Below are 14,525 nucleotides of genomic sequence, written 5' to 3' on the forward strand. Positions count from 1 at the left end.
CAGCGGACCCCGTCATCCTCGACGACGATGCGACCCTGCACGCGATGGGTTATCCGCGGAAACTCACCCGCCGATTCCAGGCGTTCGACAATTTCGCTATCTCCTTCACCATCATCAATATTCTCTCCGGGATTTTCTCGTCCTTCGGATTCGGTATGAACGCGGGCGGCCCCCGCATTCTCGTGTTCGGCTGGATCGGTGTCTGCGTGATGGTGCTGTGCATCGGTGCCGCCATGGCGGAAGTCGCCTCTGCCTATCCGACGAGCGGCGCGCTGTATTTCTCGGCCGGTAAACTCGCCAAACGCCACAAGGGTGCCTGGTCCTGGTACACGGGCTGGCTGAACTTCGTGGGCCAGATCGGCGGTACCGCGGCCACCGGATACGCGGCGGCCACCTTCATCCAGGCCTTCATCGCCCTGCAGTGGTCCTCGTACACCCCGACCGCCCACCAGACGGTCCTGATCACGGCCCTGATCATCGTGGTCCAGGGGCTCGCCAACACCTACACCGTGCAGCTCGTCGCCGTACTGAACCGGATTTCCGTGTGGTGGCTGCTGATCGGACTCGTGGTGATCGTGAGCACACTGATCGTGATGCCTGCCCACCATCAGTCGGCATCCTTCGTGACGCATTTCGTGAACAACACCGGCTTCACCAACGGCCTTTACGGCGGCATGCTCGGCCTGCTGGTCACCAGCTGGACCTTCACCGGCTTCGACGGCAGCTTCCACATGTCCGAGGAAACGGTCCGGGCGACCGTGAACGCCCCCAGGGGGATCATCCGCTCGATCGGTTATTCGGCGATCACGGGTCTCGTTCTGATGCTCGCGCTGGTGTACAGCATCGGCGACTACGACAAGGTGGCGAGCTCTTCCGCGCCGCCCGTCCAGATTCTCATCGACGGACTCGGCATGGGCTGGGCCAAGGCGATGCTGCTCGTCGTCATCGGCGCCATGCTCTTCTGTGGCCTCGCCAATCTCACCAGCAACACCAGGCAGATCTTCGCCTTCTCCCGGGACGGCGCCATGCCCGGCTCCCGGCTGTGGCACTCGGTCTCGCCCCGCACCCGTACCCCCGTCAAGGCCGTATGGCTCGCGGTGGCCTGCTCGCTCGCCCTGATCGTGCCGGGCTGGTGGTCGCACACGGCGTTCACGGCGATCGTCAGCGTCAACGTCGTCGGGCTGTTCCTCGCCTACGCCGTGCCGGTGTTCCTGCGGCTGCGCCTGGGCGACGGGTTCCAGCCGGGGCCGTGGAACCTGGGCCGCTGGAGCAGGCCGGTGGGCTGGCTGGCGGTCACCTGGATCCTGCTGAGCAGCGTCCTGTTCATGCTGCCGCAGGCATCGCCGATCACCGTCGACACCTTCAACTACGCGCCGATCGCCCTGGGCGTCGTCCTGGTCGTGGCCACGGCCTGGTGGTTCGCCACCGCCCGCCGCCGCTTCCAAGGGCCGGTCAGCTACGGCCGCCCCGACGAGGTCGCCGCGATGGACCTCATCTGACGGCGGTGCGGGAGCTCCGGTGGAGGACACCCCGGTGTGGAGCGCCGGGGTCCTTTCAGCGGACGAGACCAATATTGGTGGGCGTGGCATGGGCGGAAGTGCTGGCAGGGGCATGCCCGCTGCTCCATAGTTGGCGCACAGTCTCGCACCGGACCAGCAGCGTCGCGCACACCTGGGGGTCTTCCACCCATGAGCAGAGCCGAACAGCCGTCCCGCAGAACAGTTCTGGCCGCCGCGGCCTCCGTCGCGGCGGCCGCCGTCGCCCAGGGAGTGGTCCCGGCGGTCCCCGCGGCCGCGGCGTCGGACACCGACACCGAGGACACCGGCCGGGCCCGGACCCGTCCGGTCGACTACCACTCGTGGACCACCCACAGCGACTGGCGGACCGGCGCCGCCAAGGGCGTCGGTGCCGTCGCCGGGCGGCGTCCCGGCGTGGTGATCGGCACCCCCGTCGGCACCACCTCCTACACCGACCCGCACACCGGCACCACCGCCCGCTGGGAGTACGGCACCTGGACCGGCCCGGTGCGCCGGCTCACCGTGCCCGCCACCGAGACCATCGCCTCCTGGAACGCGGACACCCCGGCCGGCACCTGGATCCAGGTCGAACTGCACGGCACCTACTCCGACGGCACCGCGACCCCCTGGTACGTGATGGGCCGCTGGGCCGCCGGCGACCAGGACATCAGGCGGACTTCGGTGGACGGCCAGACGGACGGCAAGAGCACCATCTGGACGGACACCTTCGCCATCGACGACGCCACCACCGGCCTGCGTCTGACCTCGTACCAGCTGCGCCTGACCCTCTACCGCAAGCCCGGCACCAAGCTCACCCCGACCGTCTGGCGGCTCGGCGCCATGGGCTCCGACATCCCGGACCGCTTCACCGTCCCGGCCTCCGTCCCGGGGCTGGCCCAGGAGCTGAAGGTCCCGCGCTACTCGCAGGAGATCCACAAAGGCCAGTACCCCGAGTACGACAACGGCGGCGAGGCCTGGTGCAGCCCCACCTCCTCGCAGATGATCGTCGAGTACTGGGGCGGCCGGCTCACGCCCGCGCAACTGGCCTGGGTCGACCCGTCGTACGCCGACCCGCAGGTCTGCCACGCGGCCCGGTACACCTACGACTACCAGTACGCGGGCTGCGGCAACTGGCCGTTCAACGCCGCCTACGCGTCCACCTACAAGGACCTGCAGGGCGTGATAACGCGACTCGGCTCGCTCACCGACCTGGAGACGCTGATCGCGGCCGGCATCCCGGCCATAACGTCCCAGTCGTTCCTGGCGAGCGAGCTGACGGGCGCCGGTTACGGCACCTCGGGGCACCTGATGACGGTGATCGGCTTCACCGCGGACGGCGACGTGATCGCCAACGACCCGTGCTCGGCCGACGACGACGCGGTCCGCCGGGTCTATCTGCGGCGGGAGTTCGAGAACATTTGGTTGAGGACGAAGCGGTACAACGCCGGCGGCAAGGTCGCCTCCGGCACCGGCGGCGTCTGCTACCTGTACTTCCCGGCCTGCCCGAGCCCGAGCCAGCTCAAGGCGCTCGCGGCGGTGGGGGTGCGCTGACCAGGCACGACGGCGGCCTCCGGACGGACCGGGGGCCGCTTTCCTGTGACCAAGCTCTCCGCCGCAAAAGCCGCAACGAGTGGCATGGTGGACGGTATGACCACGCATTCCACCACCGCCGCCCGCGCCCGTACCGGCGGCCCCAGGGACGACGGCCCGAAGGTCCTGGAACACGTCATGGGCTGGACCCTTGTCGTGGTCATCGCCATGTTGGTGACCCAACTCGGGCTGCTGTGACCTGACCCACTACCCGACCTGGCATACTGCGGATGTCCCGCAGCCTGCTGAGACCAGGGTCTAAATTGAATATTAGTCAACAGCGTGCCGCCGCCCGTCCCCGGGCGCGCGGCACCGAGCGTTCCGTGGCCCGTCGTGCCGAACTCATCGCCATCGGGCGGAAGTTGTTCGCCGACACCTCGTACGACGCGCTCTCCATGGACGACATCGCCAGGCAGGCGCATGTCGCCAAAGGGCTGATCTACTACTATTTCCAGTCCAAGCGGGGCTACTACCTGGCGATCATCCAGGACTCGGTCGCCGACCTGGTCTCCTATGCCGGGAGCGGCCTGGAGCTGCCCCAGGTGGACCGCGTCCACCGCACCATCGACAGCTATCTGCGCTACGCCGAGCACCACCAGGCCGCGTACCGCACGATCGTCAGCGGCGGCGTCGGCTTCGACGCCGAGGTGCACTCCATCCGTGACGGGGTGCGCGAGGCGATGGTCGGGACCATCGCCGAAGGCGCCTACGGCCGAAGCGACATCGCCCCGCTGGCCAGGATGGGCCTGCTCTCCTGGCTGTGCAGCGTGGAGGGCGCGACCCTCAGCTGGATCGAGCACCCCGAACTCTCCCGCGACACCATGCGCGAACTGCTGGTCAAGACGCTCGGCGGCACCATGCGCGCCATCGAGGAACTGGACCCCGCCTACCCCGCGCCTGCCCCGGCCCGCCGGGACACCTGACACGTACAAGGGGCGGAGGTCTCGTGGAACCCCCGCCCCAAGCCCCCCGTGACCGGGGTCAGTTGACGGCCTTGATCAGCTCACCGCCTGCGGTGTCGCCGCTCAGCTCCCAGAGGAAGGTGCCGCCCAGGCCCTGCTGGTTCTTGTACGTCATCTTGGTCGCGATGGTCGCCGGGGTGTCGTAACTCCACCAGTTGCTCCCGCACTTGGCGTACGCCGTGCCGCCCACCGTGCCGGTCGCCGGGCACTTGGTCTTGAGCACCTTGTAGTCCTCGATGCCCTGCTCGTAGGTCCCCGCCGCCGGGCCGGTCGCCGTGCCGCCGGGCGCCGCCTGGGTCACCCCGGTCCAGCCGCGGCCGTAGAAGCCGATGCCGAGCAGCAGCTTGGACGCCGGGATGCCGAGGCCCTTCAGCTTGGCGATCGTCGCCGAGGTGGAGAAGTCCGCCTTCGGGATGCCGGAGTAGGAGTTCAGCGGCGAGTGCGGGGCCGTCGGCCCGGTCGCGTCCCAGGCGCCGAAGTAGTCGTACGTCATCGGGTTGTACCAGTCGACGTACTGTGCCGCGCCCGCGTAGTTCGCCGCGTCGATCTTGCCGCCGCTGGTCGCGTCGGCGGTGATCGCGGCGGTGACCAGGGCGCTGCTCCCGAACTTCGAGCGCAGCGCCGCCATCAGGTTCTTGAAGGCGTCCCGGCCGCTGGTGTCGCAGGTGTTGCCGCAGGCGTTCGGGTACTCCCAGTCGATGTCGATGCCGTCGAAGACACCCGCCCACTTGGAGTTCTTCACCAGGTCGTAGCAGGACTGGGCGAAGGCGGCCGGGTTCCTGGCGGCCTCGCCGAACCCGCTCGACCAGGTCCAGCCCCCGAAGGACCAGAGGATCTTCAGGTTCGGGTGCTTCTTCTTCAGCTTCAGCAGCTGGTTGAAGTTGCCGCGCAGTGGCTGGTCCCAGGTGTCCGCGACCCCGTCCACCGACTCGGCGGCGGTGTGGGCGCGGTCGGTCGCAGCGTACGAGTCGCCCATCGCGCACTTGCCGCCGGTGACGTTGCCGAAGGCGTAGTTGATGTGGGTGAGCTTCGCGGCCGAGCCCGAGGTCTCGACGTTCTTGACCAGGTACTTGCGGTCGTAGACGCCCCATTCCGTGAAGTAGCCGACCACCTTCGAGCCGGCCTGCACCTGGGGGGCGGACGGAGCGGACGGGGCGGCCGCGGACGCGGTGCCCGCGCCGGCCAGCAGTCCGGCGCCGAGGACGGCGCAACAGGCCGCGGAGAGCAGTGCCCGGAACCGGGAGCGGTGAGGGGTGTGCATCGGGTGTCTCCTCCTGGGGGAGAGGGGAACGCGCGCCGATTGGCATGAACGCGGTAAAGCGTTGGTCATGAACCTTAGGAGGACTAGACCAGTCGGGTCAATGGTTCGGACCAATATCGGGGCGGCCGAATGTTGACCTGGAATTCGAGAAGTAAGCGGTCGTTAACTGGTGACGGAAGGTCCCCGATCGGGCATACTCACTGCGCAGCCGCTGGTCAGCAGCTTCCGTGACCCGGAAGGCCGACCTGGGCCGCACTCGAACGACTTGCGGAGCCGCCCCTACCCGACGGGCCGCGACCGCTGGTGCCCGACAGGGAGGAGACCGACGCCATGTCCGACCGCGACCCGCAGCCGGTGGAGCGTCAGCTGCCCACGGAAGAAGCGAGGGACCTGATCTCGCTCGTCCGGGAGATCGCCCAGCGCGAGATCGCGCCCCGGGCGGCCGAGGAGGAGGACGCCGGACGCTTCCCGCGCGAGGTCTTCACCCTGCTCTCCGAGTCAGGACTGCTCGGCCTGCCCTACGACGCCGAGTACGGCGGCGGCGACCAGCCCTACGAGGTCTACCTCCAGGTCCTGGAGGAGCTGGCCACGGCCCGTCTCACCGTCGGCCTCGGCGTCAGTGTGCACACCCTCGCGAGCTACGCGCTCGCCGCCTACGGCACCAAGCAGCAGCAGGTCGAGCACTTGTCCGCGGTACTCGGCGGCGGCCTGCTCGGCGCCTACTGCCTGTCCGAGCCGGCCTCCGGCTCCGACGCGGCCTCCCTGCGCACGAAAGCGGTCAGGGACGGCGACGAGTGGGTGATCAACGGCACCAAGGCCTGGATCACGCACGGCGGCATCGCCGACTTCTACACGGTCATGGCCCGCACCGGCGGGGAGGGCTCGCACGGGATCACCGCCTTCCTGGTCCCCGGTGACGCCGAGGGCCTGAGCGGCGCGGTTCCGGAGAAGAAGATGGGCATGAAGGGCTCGCCCACCGCCCAGGTCCACTTCGACGACGTCCGGGTCCCGGACGAGCGGCGGCTCGGTGAGGAGGGCCAGGGCTTCGCCATCGCGCTGTCCGCACTGGACTCCGGCCGGCTCGGCATCGCCGCCTGCGCCATCGGCCTCGCCCAGGCGGCCCTGGACGAGGCGGTCGCCTACGCGACCGGACGGCGGCAGTTCGGGCACCCCATCTCCGACTTCCAGGGCCTGCGCTTCATGATCGCCGACATGGCCACCCAGATCGAGGCCGGCCGCGCTCTGTACCTGGCGGCGGCCCGGCTGCGGGACGCGGGCCGGCCGTTCGCCAAGCAGGCCGCGATGGCCAAACTGCACTGCACCGACACCGCGATGAAGGTGACCACCGACGCCGTCCAGATCCTCGGCGGCTACGGCTACACCGCAGACTTCCCGGTCGAGCGCTATATGCGCGAGGCCAAGGTCCTGCAGATCGTCGAGGGCACCAACCAGATCCAGAGGATGGTCATCGCCCGTCATGTGGCGGGACCGGAAAGTCGCTGAACTGCCCCCGTGAGACCGTCGGGGCCGCCAGCCTGACCCACTCCGGGTCATGGCGGCCCGGCAGGGTGCGGCCCCGGTCGGCCCAGGTCCGCATCAGATCGCGGTAGATGGGCGGGTCCTGCGGCGCGGGAGGCGGGGCCGACGCCGCGGGCGGGGGTACGAAGATACGGCGCTGACGGCCGAGGGCGGTGTAGGTGGTCGTCATGCCCGGCCAACGCGGGGGCGGCCGCCCTGGTCACCGATGCCCCGAATCGTGCGTGAGTTCGTGGACGTCCCCTCCCGGATCTGGCCCCTTCCCGTTTTCTGACGTACCGTCAGCCGGACCGTCTCCAGCCTCCGGGGAGGCCCGCCATGGCCGACGACCGTCCCGTACCGCTCGACGAGTACCCGGTGCACCAGGTCCCGCTCTCCATGAAGCACGTCGCCACCGGGGACCGGAACGCCTACGACCGCTGCATCTTCCACGTCCTCGACCACAACGGCCGCGCCCTGCTCATCCTCGGCCTCGGCGTCTACCCGAACGTCGGAGTGATCGACGCCTACGCCACCCTGCGCACCGGGGACACCCTGTACGCGGTACGCGCCTCGGACGCCCTCGGCGACGACCGGATGCGGCTGGCGGTCGGCCCGCTGCGCATCGAGGTCGAGGAGCCGCTCCGGCGCTTCCGCCTGACCTGCGACGACGACGCGCTCTCCTGCGATCTCACCTGGACCGCCGGCTTCCCGGCCCTGTGGGAGCCGCACCATCTGCAACGCCGGGGCGACCGGCTGACCTTGGAGGGCCGCAGGTTCGTGCAGGCCGGGGGGGTGTCCGGGGTGATCCGGGCCGGCGGCGAGGAGTTCCGCGTCGACCCGGCCGGCTGGACCGGCACCCGGGACCGCAGCTGGGGCGTCCGCCCGATACCGGGGGAGGAGGGCGGGCGGCTCGCCGAGGAGAACCCGACCGAGGGCTTCCACTGGATCTGGTGCCCGGTCCGCTTCGAGGACCGCTTCCTGATAGTCGTCACCCAGGAGGACGCCGACGGCTACCGCACCCTGAACGACGCCACCCTGGTCCGCCCCGGCCACCGCGACCGCCAACTCGGCTGGCCCCACGCCGAGATCGGCTACCGCTCCGGCACCCGCCACCCGGAGCACGCCGTCGTCCACCTCGGCGATCCGCGCAAGCCCCAGGAGCTGGAGGTGGAGATCCTCGCCTCCTCACCGCTCGCGATCGGCGCCGGCTACCCACCGGCGGACGACTGGCAGCACGGCACCTGGCAGGGCCACGCCTGGACGGACCGCCGTACCTACGACATGACCGCACCGCACCCCCGCGCGGCCTACGGCGTCACCGACCACTCCGCCCGCTTCCGGCTGGACGGCCGGGTCGGCCACGGCATCTTCGAGCACGGCTCGTTCGGCAGACACGATCCGAGCGGCTTCACCGGCTTCGACTCGGTGGCGCCCTGAGGGAGGAGCCCGGGATGGCGACGAAACCGCGCCCACGCACCACCACGCGCGACCCGGAGGACCTCACCCGTCGGCTGACCGCCTGGCTGGACGCCCGGCTCCCCGGCGCCAAGGCCGTCGGCGTCACGGCCCCCGCCTCCAACGGCATGTCCAGCGAGACCCTGCTGTTCGAGATCGAGCACCCGCATCCGCCGCTGGGCGCCTGCGCGTTGAGACTGGCGGCCGACCCTGCGGCGTACACGGTCTTCCCCTCGTACGACCTCACCCGCCAGTACCGCACCATGCGGCTGGTCGCCGAACGCACGGATGTGCCGGTGCCCCGCGTCCTGTGGCTGGAGGAGGACCCCGGACCGCTCGGCGCGCCCTTCTTCGTCATGGAACGGGCCGAGGGCCGTGTCCCACCCGACGTCATGCCCTATACGTACGAGGGGAATTGGCTGCATGCGGCGAGCGATACCGAACGCGAGCGACTCGAAGCGGCTTCCGTGGGCCTGTTGGCCCGACTGCACGACCAAGTACCCCTCTCCGAGGCGGAGTTCCTCGCCCTCCCGGGGGACGGCGACGCCCTGCACCGGCATGTCGAGTCCCAACGCGCCTACTACGACTGGGTGGTGGACGGACTCGCCCGTTCACCCCTGATCGAGGCCGCGTTCGACCGGCTTGCCGAGCTGTGGCCGGACGAGCCCGGCACACCGGTCCTCAACTGGGGCGACGCACGCATCGGGAACGTCGTCTACGACGGCTTCGACCCCGTGGCCGTCCTCGACTGGGAGATGGCGGCACCGGCCCCGCGCGAGGTGGACCTCGGCTGGACCGTCTATCTGCACCGCTTCTTCCAGGACCTCACGGCCGCCTCCGGGCAGCCGGGACTGCCCGGGTTCCTGCGCCGCGACCGCGTCGAGGCCCGCTACGCCCGGCTGACCGGCCACACCCCGCGCGACATGGACTTCTACACCCTGTACGCGGCCCTGCGGCACGCGATCGTCATGCTGCGCATCGCCTATCGGCAGGTGTACTTCGGTGAGGTCGCCGTCCCGGCGGATCCGGACACACTGATCCTGCACCACGGCAGTCTGCGCGCCATGGTGCAGGGCAGCTACTGGGATGCGGTGCGGTGACTCAGGCGGCCTGACGGCCCATGTCACTGCTGCCGAGGCGCATCGCCGGTACGCGCATCGGGCGCGAGCCCGGGCCGCCGACGTGCGAGAAGGGCTGCGTCCGCCAGTCCAGACCCTGGGGGAGGGTGAGCAGGAGGGCGGTGTCCTGCTCCTGCGGCTCGACCGACTCGTCCGCGGACGGGGCCTCGGCCGCCGCACGGCCCGTGCCGGCACAGACCGTGAGACCGAACGGGTTCCACGGCGAGGCGCACAGTGCGTGCTCCGGCAGGAACTCCTCGTCCGCCAGCAGGGCGATCGGCTGCGCACAGTCCGGGCAGATCACCCGGTACATCTCGAAGGTGTCGTACGCGTCCAGTTCCTCGGCCTCGTAGAGGTCGGGTTCGACGCCCTCCGGCTCGGGCTCGACGACCAGCTGCGGGCGCTTGGACGTGGTACGACCAGGGCGCTTAAGACTCTGCATGGGTAACTCCCCCTCGGGCTGGGCCGTGACGGCACTGCGGCCTCGACCACAGCAAGCACTTCCCGTCCGGTCTTGGCGGTAATCACGAGAACATCACGAGCCCTGTTCGGGGGCTGTGGCGTTCGTCACATGCCGCCCGCAGGTGCCCGGTGCGGTGGATTTGTCCCTCAGCAGGCTCACAACCTGCTCTCCGTGACATCACGAACCGGCCATGACCTGGGTCGCCGAGGTATCCCAGGAGATCAGGCGCACTGTAGTTTTTGCGCCATGGAGGAGCTGGACCGTCAAATCGTGCAGCTGCTCGTCAAGGACGGGCGGATGAGCTACACCGACCTGGGCAAGGCCACGGGCCTTTCCACGTCGGCCGTGCACCAGCGGGTGCGCCGGCTGGAACAGCGCGGCGTCATCCGCGGCTATGCCGCGGTCGTCGACCCGGAGGCCGTCGGGCTGCCCATGACGGCGTTCATCTCGGTGAAACCGTTCGATCCCAGTGCCCCCGACGACATCGCGGACCGGCTGGCCGGCGTCCCCGAGATCGAGGCGTGCCACAGCGTGGCCGGGGACGAGAACTACATCCTCAAGGTGCGGGTGGCGACCCCGCACGAGCTGGAGGAGCTGCTGGCCAGGCTGCGCGGCCTGGCGGGGGTGTCCACGCGGACGACGGTGGTGTTGTCCACGCCTTATGAGGCGCGGCCGCCGAGGATCTGAGCGCCGTTGAGCTGTCGGTCGTTCGTCGCCTGCGGGTGGTTCGTGGCTGGTCGCGCCCGCGCGGCGGAGCGGGATGTCGAAAACAGCCCCGCGTCCCCTTCGGGGCGCGTTCAGGGCGCCCCTCGTTCAAAGTGATCGGGGTGAGGCGGGAGACTGGTCCCCATGAATGAGCGCGCCCCCGAGCCCAAGACCGTCCTGCTGCGCCGAGGCGAGGTGCACAGTCCCGCCGATCCGTTCGCGACCGCGATGGTCGTGGAGCGTGGGCAGGTCGCCTGGGTCGGGTCCGAAGGGGCCGCCGACGCCTTCGCGGACGGGGCCGACGAGGTCGTGGACCTGGACGGCGCCCTGGTGACCCCCGCCTTCACCGACGCCCACGTCCACACCACCTCGACGGGTCTCGCCCTGACCGGACTCGACCTGTCCGGGGCCGGTTCCCTGGACGCGGCGCTCGCGCTGGTACGGGACTTCGCCGCCGCCCGCCCGGACGACCGGGTCCTGCTCGGGCACGGCTGGGACGCCTCCCGCTGGTCCGGCGGCCGCCCGCCGACCCGCGCCGAGCTGGACGCGGCCACCGGTGGACGCCCGCTCTACCTGTCCCGGATCGACGTCCACTCGGCGGTCGTCAGTACGGCCCTGCTGGACCTGGTCCCCGGTGCGGTCTCCCGGGAGGACGCCCCGCTCATCAGCGACGCCCACCACGCCGTACGCGCCGCCGCGTTCGCGGCCGTGACGCCCGCACAGCGTGCCGAGGCCCAGCGCAGCGCCCTCGCGCACGCGGCCTCCCTCGGCATCGGCACCCTCCACGAGTGCGGCGGGCCGAAGATCTCCTCCGAGGACGACTTCACCGGCCTGCTGCGACTCGCCGCGGAGGTGCCCGGACCCCGGGTCGTCGGTTACTGGGCGGAGGCGGCCGACGAAGGCGTCGACAAGGCGCGGGAGCTGGGCGCGCTCGGTGCCGCCGGAGACCTCTTCGTCGACGGGGCCCTCGGCTCGCACACCGCCTGCCTGCACGAGCCCTACAGCGACGCAGGCCACACCACCGGAGCCGCCTACCTGGACGCGGCCGCCGTCGCCGCCCATGTCACCGCCTGCACCGAGGCCGGCCTCCAGGCGGGCTTCCACGCCATCGGGGACGCCGCCGTGAGCACCGTGGTGGAGGGCGTGCGCGCCGCCGCCGAGAAGGTCGGCCCGGCCCGCGTCCGCGCCGCCCGGCACCGCGTCGAGCACGCCGAGATGCTCACCCCCGAGCACATCGCCGCCTTCGCCGAGTTCGGTCTGATCGCTTCCGTGCAGCCCGCCTTCGACGCGCTGTGGGGCGGCGCCGACGGCATGTACGCCCAGCGGCTCGGCGCCGAGCGGGCCGGCACCCTCAACCCCTACGCGGCGCTCCTCAGGGCCGGGGTCCCGCTCGCGTTCGGCTCCGACAGCCCGGTCACCCCGCTCGACCCCTGGGGGACCGTCCGCGCCGCCGCCTTCCATCACACGCCCGAGCACCGGGTCTCCGTACGCGCCGCGTTCACCGCGCACACGCGGGGCGGCTGGCGGGCGATCGGCCGGGACGACGCGGGCGTCCTGGTGCCGGGCGCGCCCGCCGACTACGCGGTCTGGCGCACCGAGGAACTGGTGGTGCAGGCCCCGGACGACCGGGTCGCCCGCTGGTCCACCGACCCGCGCTCCGGCACCCCCGGCCTGCCCGACCTGACCCCCGGCCGCGCGCTTCCGGTCTGTCTGCGCACCGTGGTGGGCGGCCGGACGGTGTTCGTACGACCGGGCGAGTGACCCGGCCGCATTCGTACGGCCGGGCGAGTGATCTCCCGGGGTGGCGCGGCGGTGATCGACGGCCGCCGCTCCGTCGCGCGACCTGCGCATCCTCCGCGCTGACCAGGGGTTTGATGCTGTTTGTGCAGGTCAAACGGCTGTTGACAGCCAGCGGCAGCGGGCCGGTAGGTTCGGCCGAGTCCACCACCGGACGCCCGACCGGGGAGCAGTTCGCGCACTCGTCGCAGCGCCGCTGGGTCAGGGACGGGGCCCCGCACCGGGGCAGCGTCACTGGGAGCCAGGCTCAGCGCCCGCGCCGACGAGGAACGTTCGTTCCGGCCGGTCGGGAGGTGTGACCCGGGTGGGGCCCGGACGCTCAGTAGACAACGGCTTTCGGTCGACCCGCAGCCAGCGGGTCCCAGGTCGGCCCGAAGGGCGCCGGGCCCCCATCCGTAGTCGAACGGGCTGGCGAAATCACGGATGAATGGCACCCGAAACGGGCATCCTTACCCCATTCTTTCGGAATCGACACCACCACACGAACGAGCTGTCACGTCAGTGCAGGCTGTGGCCACTATGGTGGTTCCCTGCGTACGACATGAAGGGGCAGCAGTGAACGACGGCGACGGGACCCTCGCGGCACAGGCCCAGGAGAGGCGGTTCGGCCCGCTCGGCACGGCCTTGGTGATCATCCCCACGTACAACGAGGCGGAGAACGTCAAGTCCATCGTCGGCCGGGTGCGCCAGGCCGTCCCCGAGGCGCACGTTCTGGTGGCGGACGACAACAGCCCCGACGGCACCGGCAAGCTCGCCGACGAACTGGCCGCCGAGGACGACCATGTCCAGGTGCTGCACCGCAAGGGCAAGGAGGGCCTGGGGGCCGCCTATCTCGCGGGCTTCCGCTGGGGCATGGACAACGGCTACGGCGTGCTCATCGAGATGGACGCCGACGGCTCCCACCAGCCGGAGGAGCTGCCCCGCCTGCTGACCGCGCTGAAGAGTGCCGACCTGGTGCTCGGCTCCCGCTGGGTGCCCGGCGGACGGGTGGTGAACTGGCCCAAGTCCCGCGAGTTCATCTCCCGGGGCGGTTCTCTCTACTCCCGCCTCGCGCTCGACCTCCCGCTGCGGGACATCACCGGCGGCTACCGCGCCTTCCGCCGCGAGACCCTGGAGGGGCTGGGGCTCGACGAGGTCGCGTCGCAGGGCTACTGCTTCCAGGTCGACCTGGCCCGCCGGGCGATCAAAGCCGGCTTCCATGTCGTCGAGGTGCCCATCACCTTCGTCGAGCGGGAGTTGGGCGACTCCAAGATGAGCCGCGACATCATGGTGGAGGCCCTGTGGCGGGTCACGTCGTGGGGTGTCACCGAGCGGCTGGGCAAGATCACCGGCAAGGCAGGCCGTCCTGGCCGGTAGAGCGGGCACCGCTGTCACAGCGGGGGCCCGGAAACCTCACAGTTCCGGTTGATCATCCCCTTATCCCGCACTGAGCCGGGCCCAGGCACACTGGGAGCATGACGACTGGCGCGCAGATCCCTCCGCAGACCACCCGGCCCCGGCGTTCCCGGCTCGGCAGATATCTGCCGCTGGGTCTCGCCGCGTGGCTGGTGCTGGAGATCTGGCTGCTGACGGTGGTCGCGGGCGCGGCGGGCGGTATGACCGTGTTCCTGCTGCTGGTGGCGGGCTTCGTCGCCGGGGCCGTGGTCATCAAGCGGGCCGGGCGCCGTGCCTTCCAGAGCCTCAACGAGGCGATCCAGCGCGGCGGCTCACCGGAGCGCGGCGGCGGCAACGGCCTGATGATGCTGGGCGGCCTGCTCCTCATGATCCCCGGCCTGGTCTCCGACGCCCTCGGCCTGCTGCTCCTGCTGCCGCCGGTCCAGAAGGCGGTCTCCCGCCTCACCGAACGCACCCTCGACCGAAAGCTCCGCGCGTCCGCCCCCGGCACCCTGGGCAACGCCTTCCAGCAGGCCCGCATCCACCGTCCCGACGGCAGGGTGGTCCAGGGCGAGGTGATCATCCGGGACGACGGTCCGGGACCGGGTGACGAGCCGACGGGGGAGCGGCCGCCGCTGACGCGCTGAGGGCGGTCCGATTCGCCGGTCGTCCCGGCCGAGACCGAGGAGCAAAACCGAGGGGGGGGGGGGGGCGGGGCCCCGTGAGTCTCGCCGAGGCGGGGGGGGTGTGTTGTGTAGAGTGAAG

At 70.7% G+C, this 14,525-nt stretch carries 13 protein-coding genes; 11 read left to right on the forward strand and 2 right to left on the reverse strand.

Annotated elements, in window-relative coordinates:
• Positions 1 to 44: 44 nt before the first annotated feature.
• The 4 genes from ACWGJB_RS05730 to ACWGJB_RS05745 all read left to right on the forward strand — a co-directional run bounded on the left by ACWGJB_RS05730 (position 45) and on the right by ACWGJB_RS05745 (position 4,030).
• Positions 45 to 1,499: an amino acid permease gene (locus ACWGJB_RS05730; RefSeq protein ID WP_453379041.1), complete on the forward strand. Its 1,455-nt coding sequence runs from the start codon at positions 45 to 47 to the stop codon at positions 1,497 to 1,499.
• Between the two features lie 189 nt (positions 1,500 to 1,688).
• A complete protein-coding gene (locus ACWGJB_RS05735) occupies positions 1,689 to 3,068 on the forward strand; it encodes a peptidase C39 family protein (protein ID WP_453378970.1) in 1,380 nt (459 codons plus the stop codon).
• A 96-nt stretch (positions 3,069 to 3,164) separates the two neighbouring features.
• Entirely contained in the window at positions 3,165 to 3,305 is a 141-nt protein-coding gene (locus ACWGJB_RS05740; protein WP_453378971.1) for an SCO1431 family membrane protein, read from the forward strand.
• A 65-nt stretch (positions 3,306 to 3,370) separates the two neighbouring features.
• Entirely contained in the window at positions 3,371 to 4,030 is a 660-nt protein-coding gene (locus tag ACWGJB_RS05745) for a TetR/AcrR family transcriptional regulator (protein WP_453378972.1), read from the forward strand.
• Between the two features lie 58 nt (positions 4,031 to 4,088).
• Here ACWGJB_RS05745 and ACWGJB_RS05750 read toward each other — a convergent pair whose 3' ends face one another.
• Positions 4,089 to 5,330 carry a glycoside hydrolase family 18 protein gene (locus ACWGJB_RS05750; protein WP_360495284.1) on the reverse strand — a complete coding sequence of 414 codons (1,242 nt, stop codon included), beginning with the start codon at positions 5,328 to 5,330 and terminating at the stop codon, positions 4,089 to 4,091.
• A gap of 330 nt (positions 5,331 to 5,660) precedes the next feature.
• Here ACWGJB_RS05750 and ACWGJB_RS05755 point away from each other — a divergent pair, with 330 nt between their 5' ends.
• From ACWGJB_RS05755 to ACWGJB_RS05765, 3 genes are all read left to right on the forward strand, one after another.
• A complete protein-coding gene (locus tag ACWGJB_RS05755; protein WP_453378973.1) occupies positions 5,661 to 6,833 on the forward strand; it encodes an acyl-CoA dehydrogenase family protein in 1,173 nt (390 codons plus the stop codon).
• A 351-nt stretch (positions 6,834 to 7,184) separates the two neighbouring features.
• Entirely contained in the window at positions 7,185 to 8,285 is a 1,101-nt protein-coding gene (locus ACWGJB_RS05760) for a hypothetical protein (protein WP_453378974.1), read from the forward strand.
• A gap of 14 nt (positions 8,286 to 8,299) precedes the next feature.
• Positions 8,300 to 9,403, forward strand: a complete 1,104-nt coding sequence (locus ACWGJB_RS05765; RefSeq protein WP_453378975.1) for a phosphotransferase family protein — start codon at positions 8,300 to 8,302, stop codon at positions 9,401 to 9,403.
• 1 nt (position 9,404) lies between these two features.
• On the opposite strand, the gene ACWGJB_RS05770 is transcribed toward ACWGJB_RS05765, so the two are convergent.
• Positions 9,405 to 9,863, reverse strand: coding sequence for a hypothetical protein (locus tag ACWGJB_RS05770; RefSeq protein ID WP_453378976.1), 459 nt, complete (start codon positions 9,861 to 9,863; stop codon positions 9,405 to 9,407).
• Positions 9,864 to 10,130: 267 nt separating this feature from the next.
• Here ACWGJB_RS05770 and ACWGJB_RS05775 point away from each other — a divergent pair, with 267 nt between their 5' ends.
• From ACWGJB_RS05775 to fxsA, 4 genes are all read left to right on the forward strand, one after another.
• A complete protein-coding gene (locus ACWGJB_RS05775; RefSeq protein ID WP_053759891.1) occupies positions 10,131 to 10,571 on the forward strand; it encodes an Lrp/AsnC family transcriptional regulator in 441 nt (146 codons plus the stop codon).
• Positions 10,572 to 10,733: 162 nt separating this feature from the next.
• Positions 10,734 to 12,350 carry an amidohydrolase gene (locus ACWGJB_RS05780; protein ID WP_453378977.1) on the forward strand — a complete coding sequence of 539 codons (1,617 nt, stop codon included), beginning with the start codon at positions 10,734 to 10,736 and terminating at the stop codon, positions 12,348 to 12,350.
• Positions 12,351 to 12,941: 591 nt separating this feature from the next.
• Positions 12,942 to 13,742 carry a polyprenol monophosphomannose synthase gene (locus ACWGJB_RS05785; protein WP_453378978.1) on the forward strand — a complete coding sequence of 267 codons (801 nt, stop codon included), beginning with the start codon at positions 12,942 to 12,944 and terminating at the stop codon, positions 13,740 to 13,742.
• A 98-nt stretch (positions 13,743 to 13,840) separates the two neighbouring features.
• Positions 13,841 to 14,407, forward strand: a complete 567-nt coding sequence (gene fxsA / locus ACWGJB_RS05790) for an FxsA family membrane protein (RefSeq protein WP_453378979.1) — start codon at positions 13,841 to 13,843, stop codon at positions 14,405 to 14,407.
• Positions 14,408 to 14,525 lie beyond the last annotated feature (118 nt).

The sequence above is a fragment of the Streptomyces sp. NPDC054813 genome (assembly GCF_053611365.1).

Excerpts from the sequence above, each read along its gene's own strand:
- ACWGJB_RS05730 (WP_453379041.1), top strand. The coding sequence starts at position 45 with ATGGGTTATCCGCGGAAACTCACCCGCCGATTCCAGGCGTTCGACAAT.
- ACWGJB_RS05735 (WP_453378970.1), top strand. The coding sequence starts at position 1,689 with ATGAGCAGAGCCGAACAGCCGTCCCGCAGAACAGTTCTGGCCGCCGCG.
- ACWGJB_RS05740 (WP_453378971.1), top strand. The coding sequence starts at position 3,165 with ATGACCACGCATTCCACCACCGCCGCCCGCGCCCGTACCGGCGGCCCC.
- ACWGJB_RS05750 (WP_360495284.1), bottom strand. The coding sequence starts at position 5,330 with ATGCACACCCCTCACCGCTCCCGGTTCCGGGCACTGCTCTCCGCGGCC.
- ACWGJB_RS05755 (WP_453378973.1), top strand. The coding sequence starts at position 5,661 with ATGTCCGACCGCGACCCGCAGCCGGTGGAGCGTCAGCTGCCCACGGAA.
- ACWGJB_RS05760 (WP_453378974.1), top strand. The coding sequence starts at position 7,185 with ATGGCCGACGACCGTCCCGTACCGCTCGACGAGTACCCGGTGCACCAG.
- ACWGJB_RS05765 (WP_453378975.1), top strand. The coding sequence starts at position 8,300 with ATGGCGACGAAACCGCGCCCACGCACCACCACGCGCGACCCGGAGGAC.
- ACWGJB_RS05770 (WP_453378976.1), bottom strand. The coding sequence starts at position 9,863 with ATGCAGAGTCTTAAGCGCCCTGGTCGTACCACGTCCAAGCGCCCGCAG.
- ACWGJB_RS05775 (WP_053759891.1), top strand. The coding sequence starts at position 10,131 with ATGGAGGAGCTGGACCGTCAAATCGTGCAGCTGCTCGTCAAGGACGGG.
- ACWGJB_RS05780 (WP_453378977.1), top strand. The coding sequence starts at position 10,734 with ATGAATGAGCGCGCCCCCGAGCCCAAGACCGTCCTGCTGCGCCGAGGC.
- fxsA (WP_453378979.1), top strand. The coding sequence starts at position 13,841 with ATGACGACTGGCGCGCAGATCCCTCCGCAGACCACCCGGCCCCGGCGT.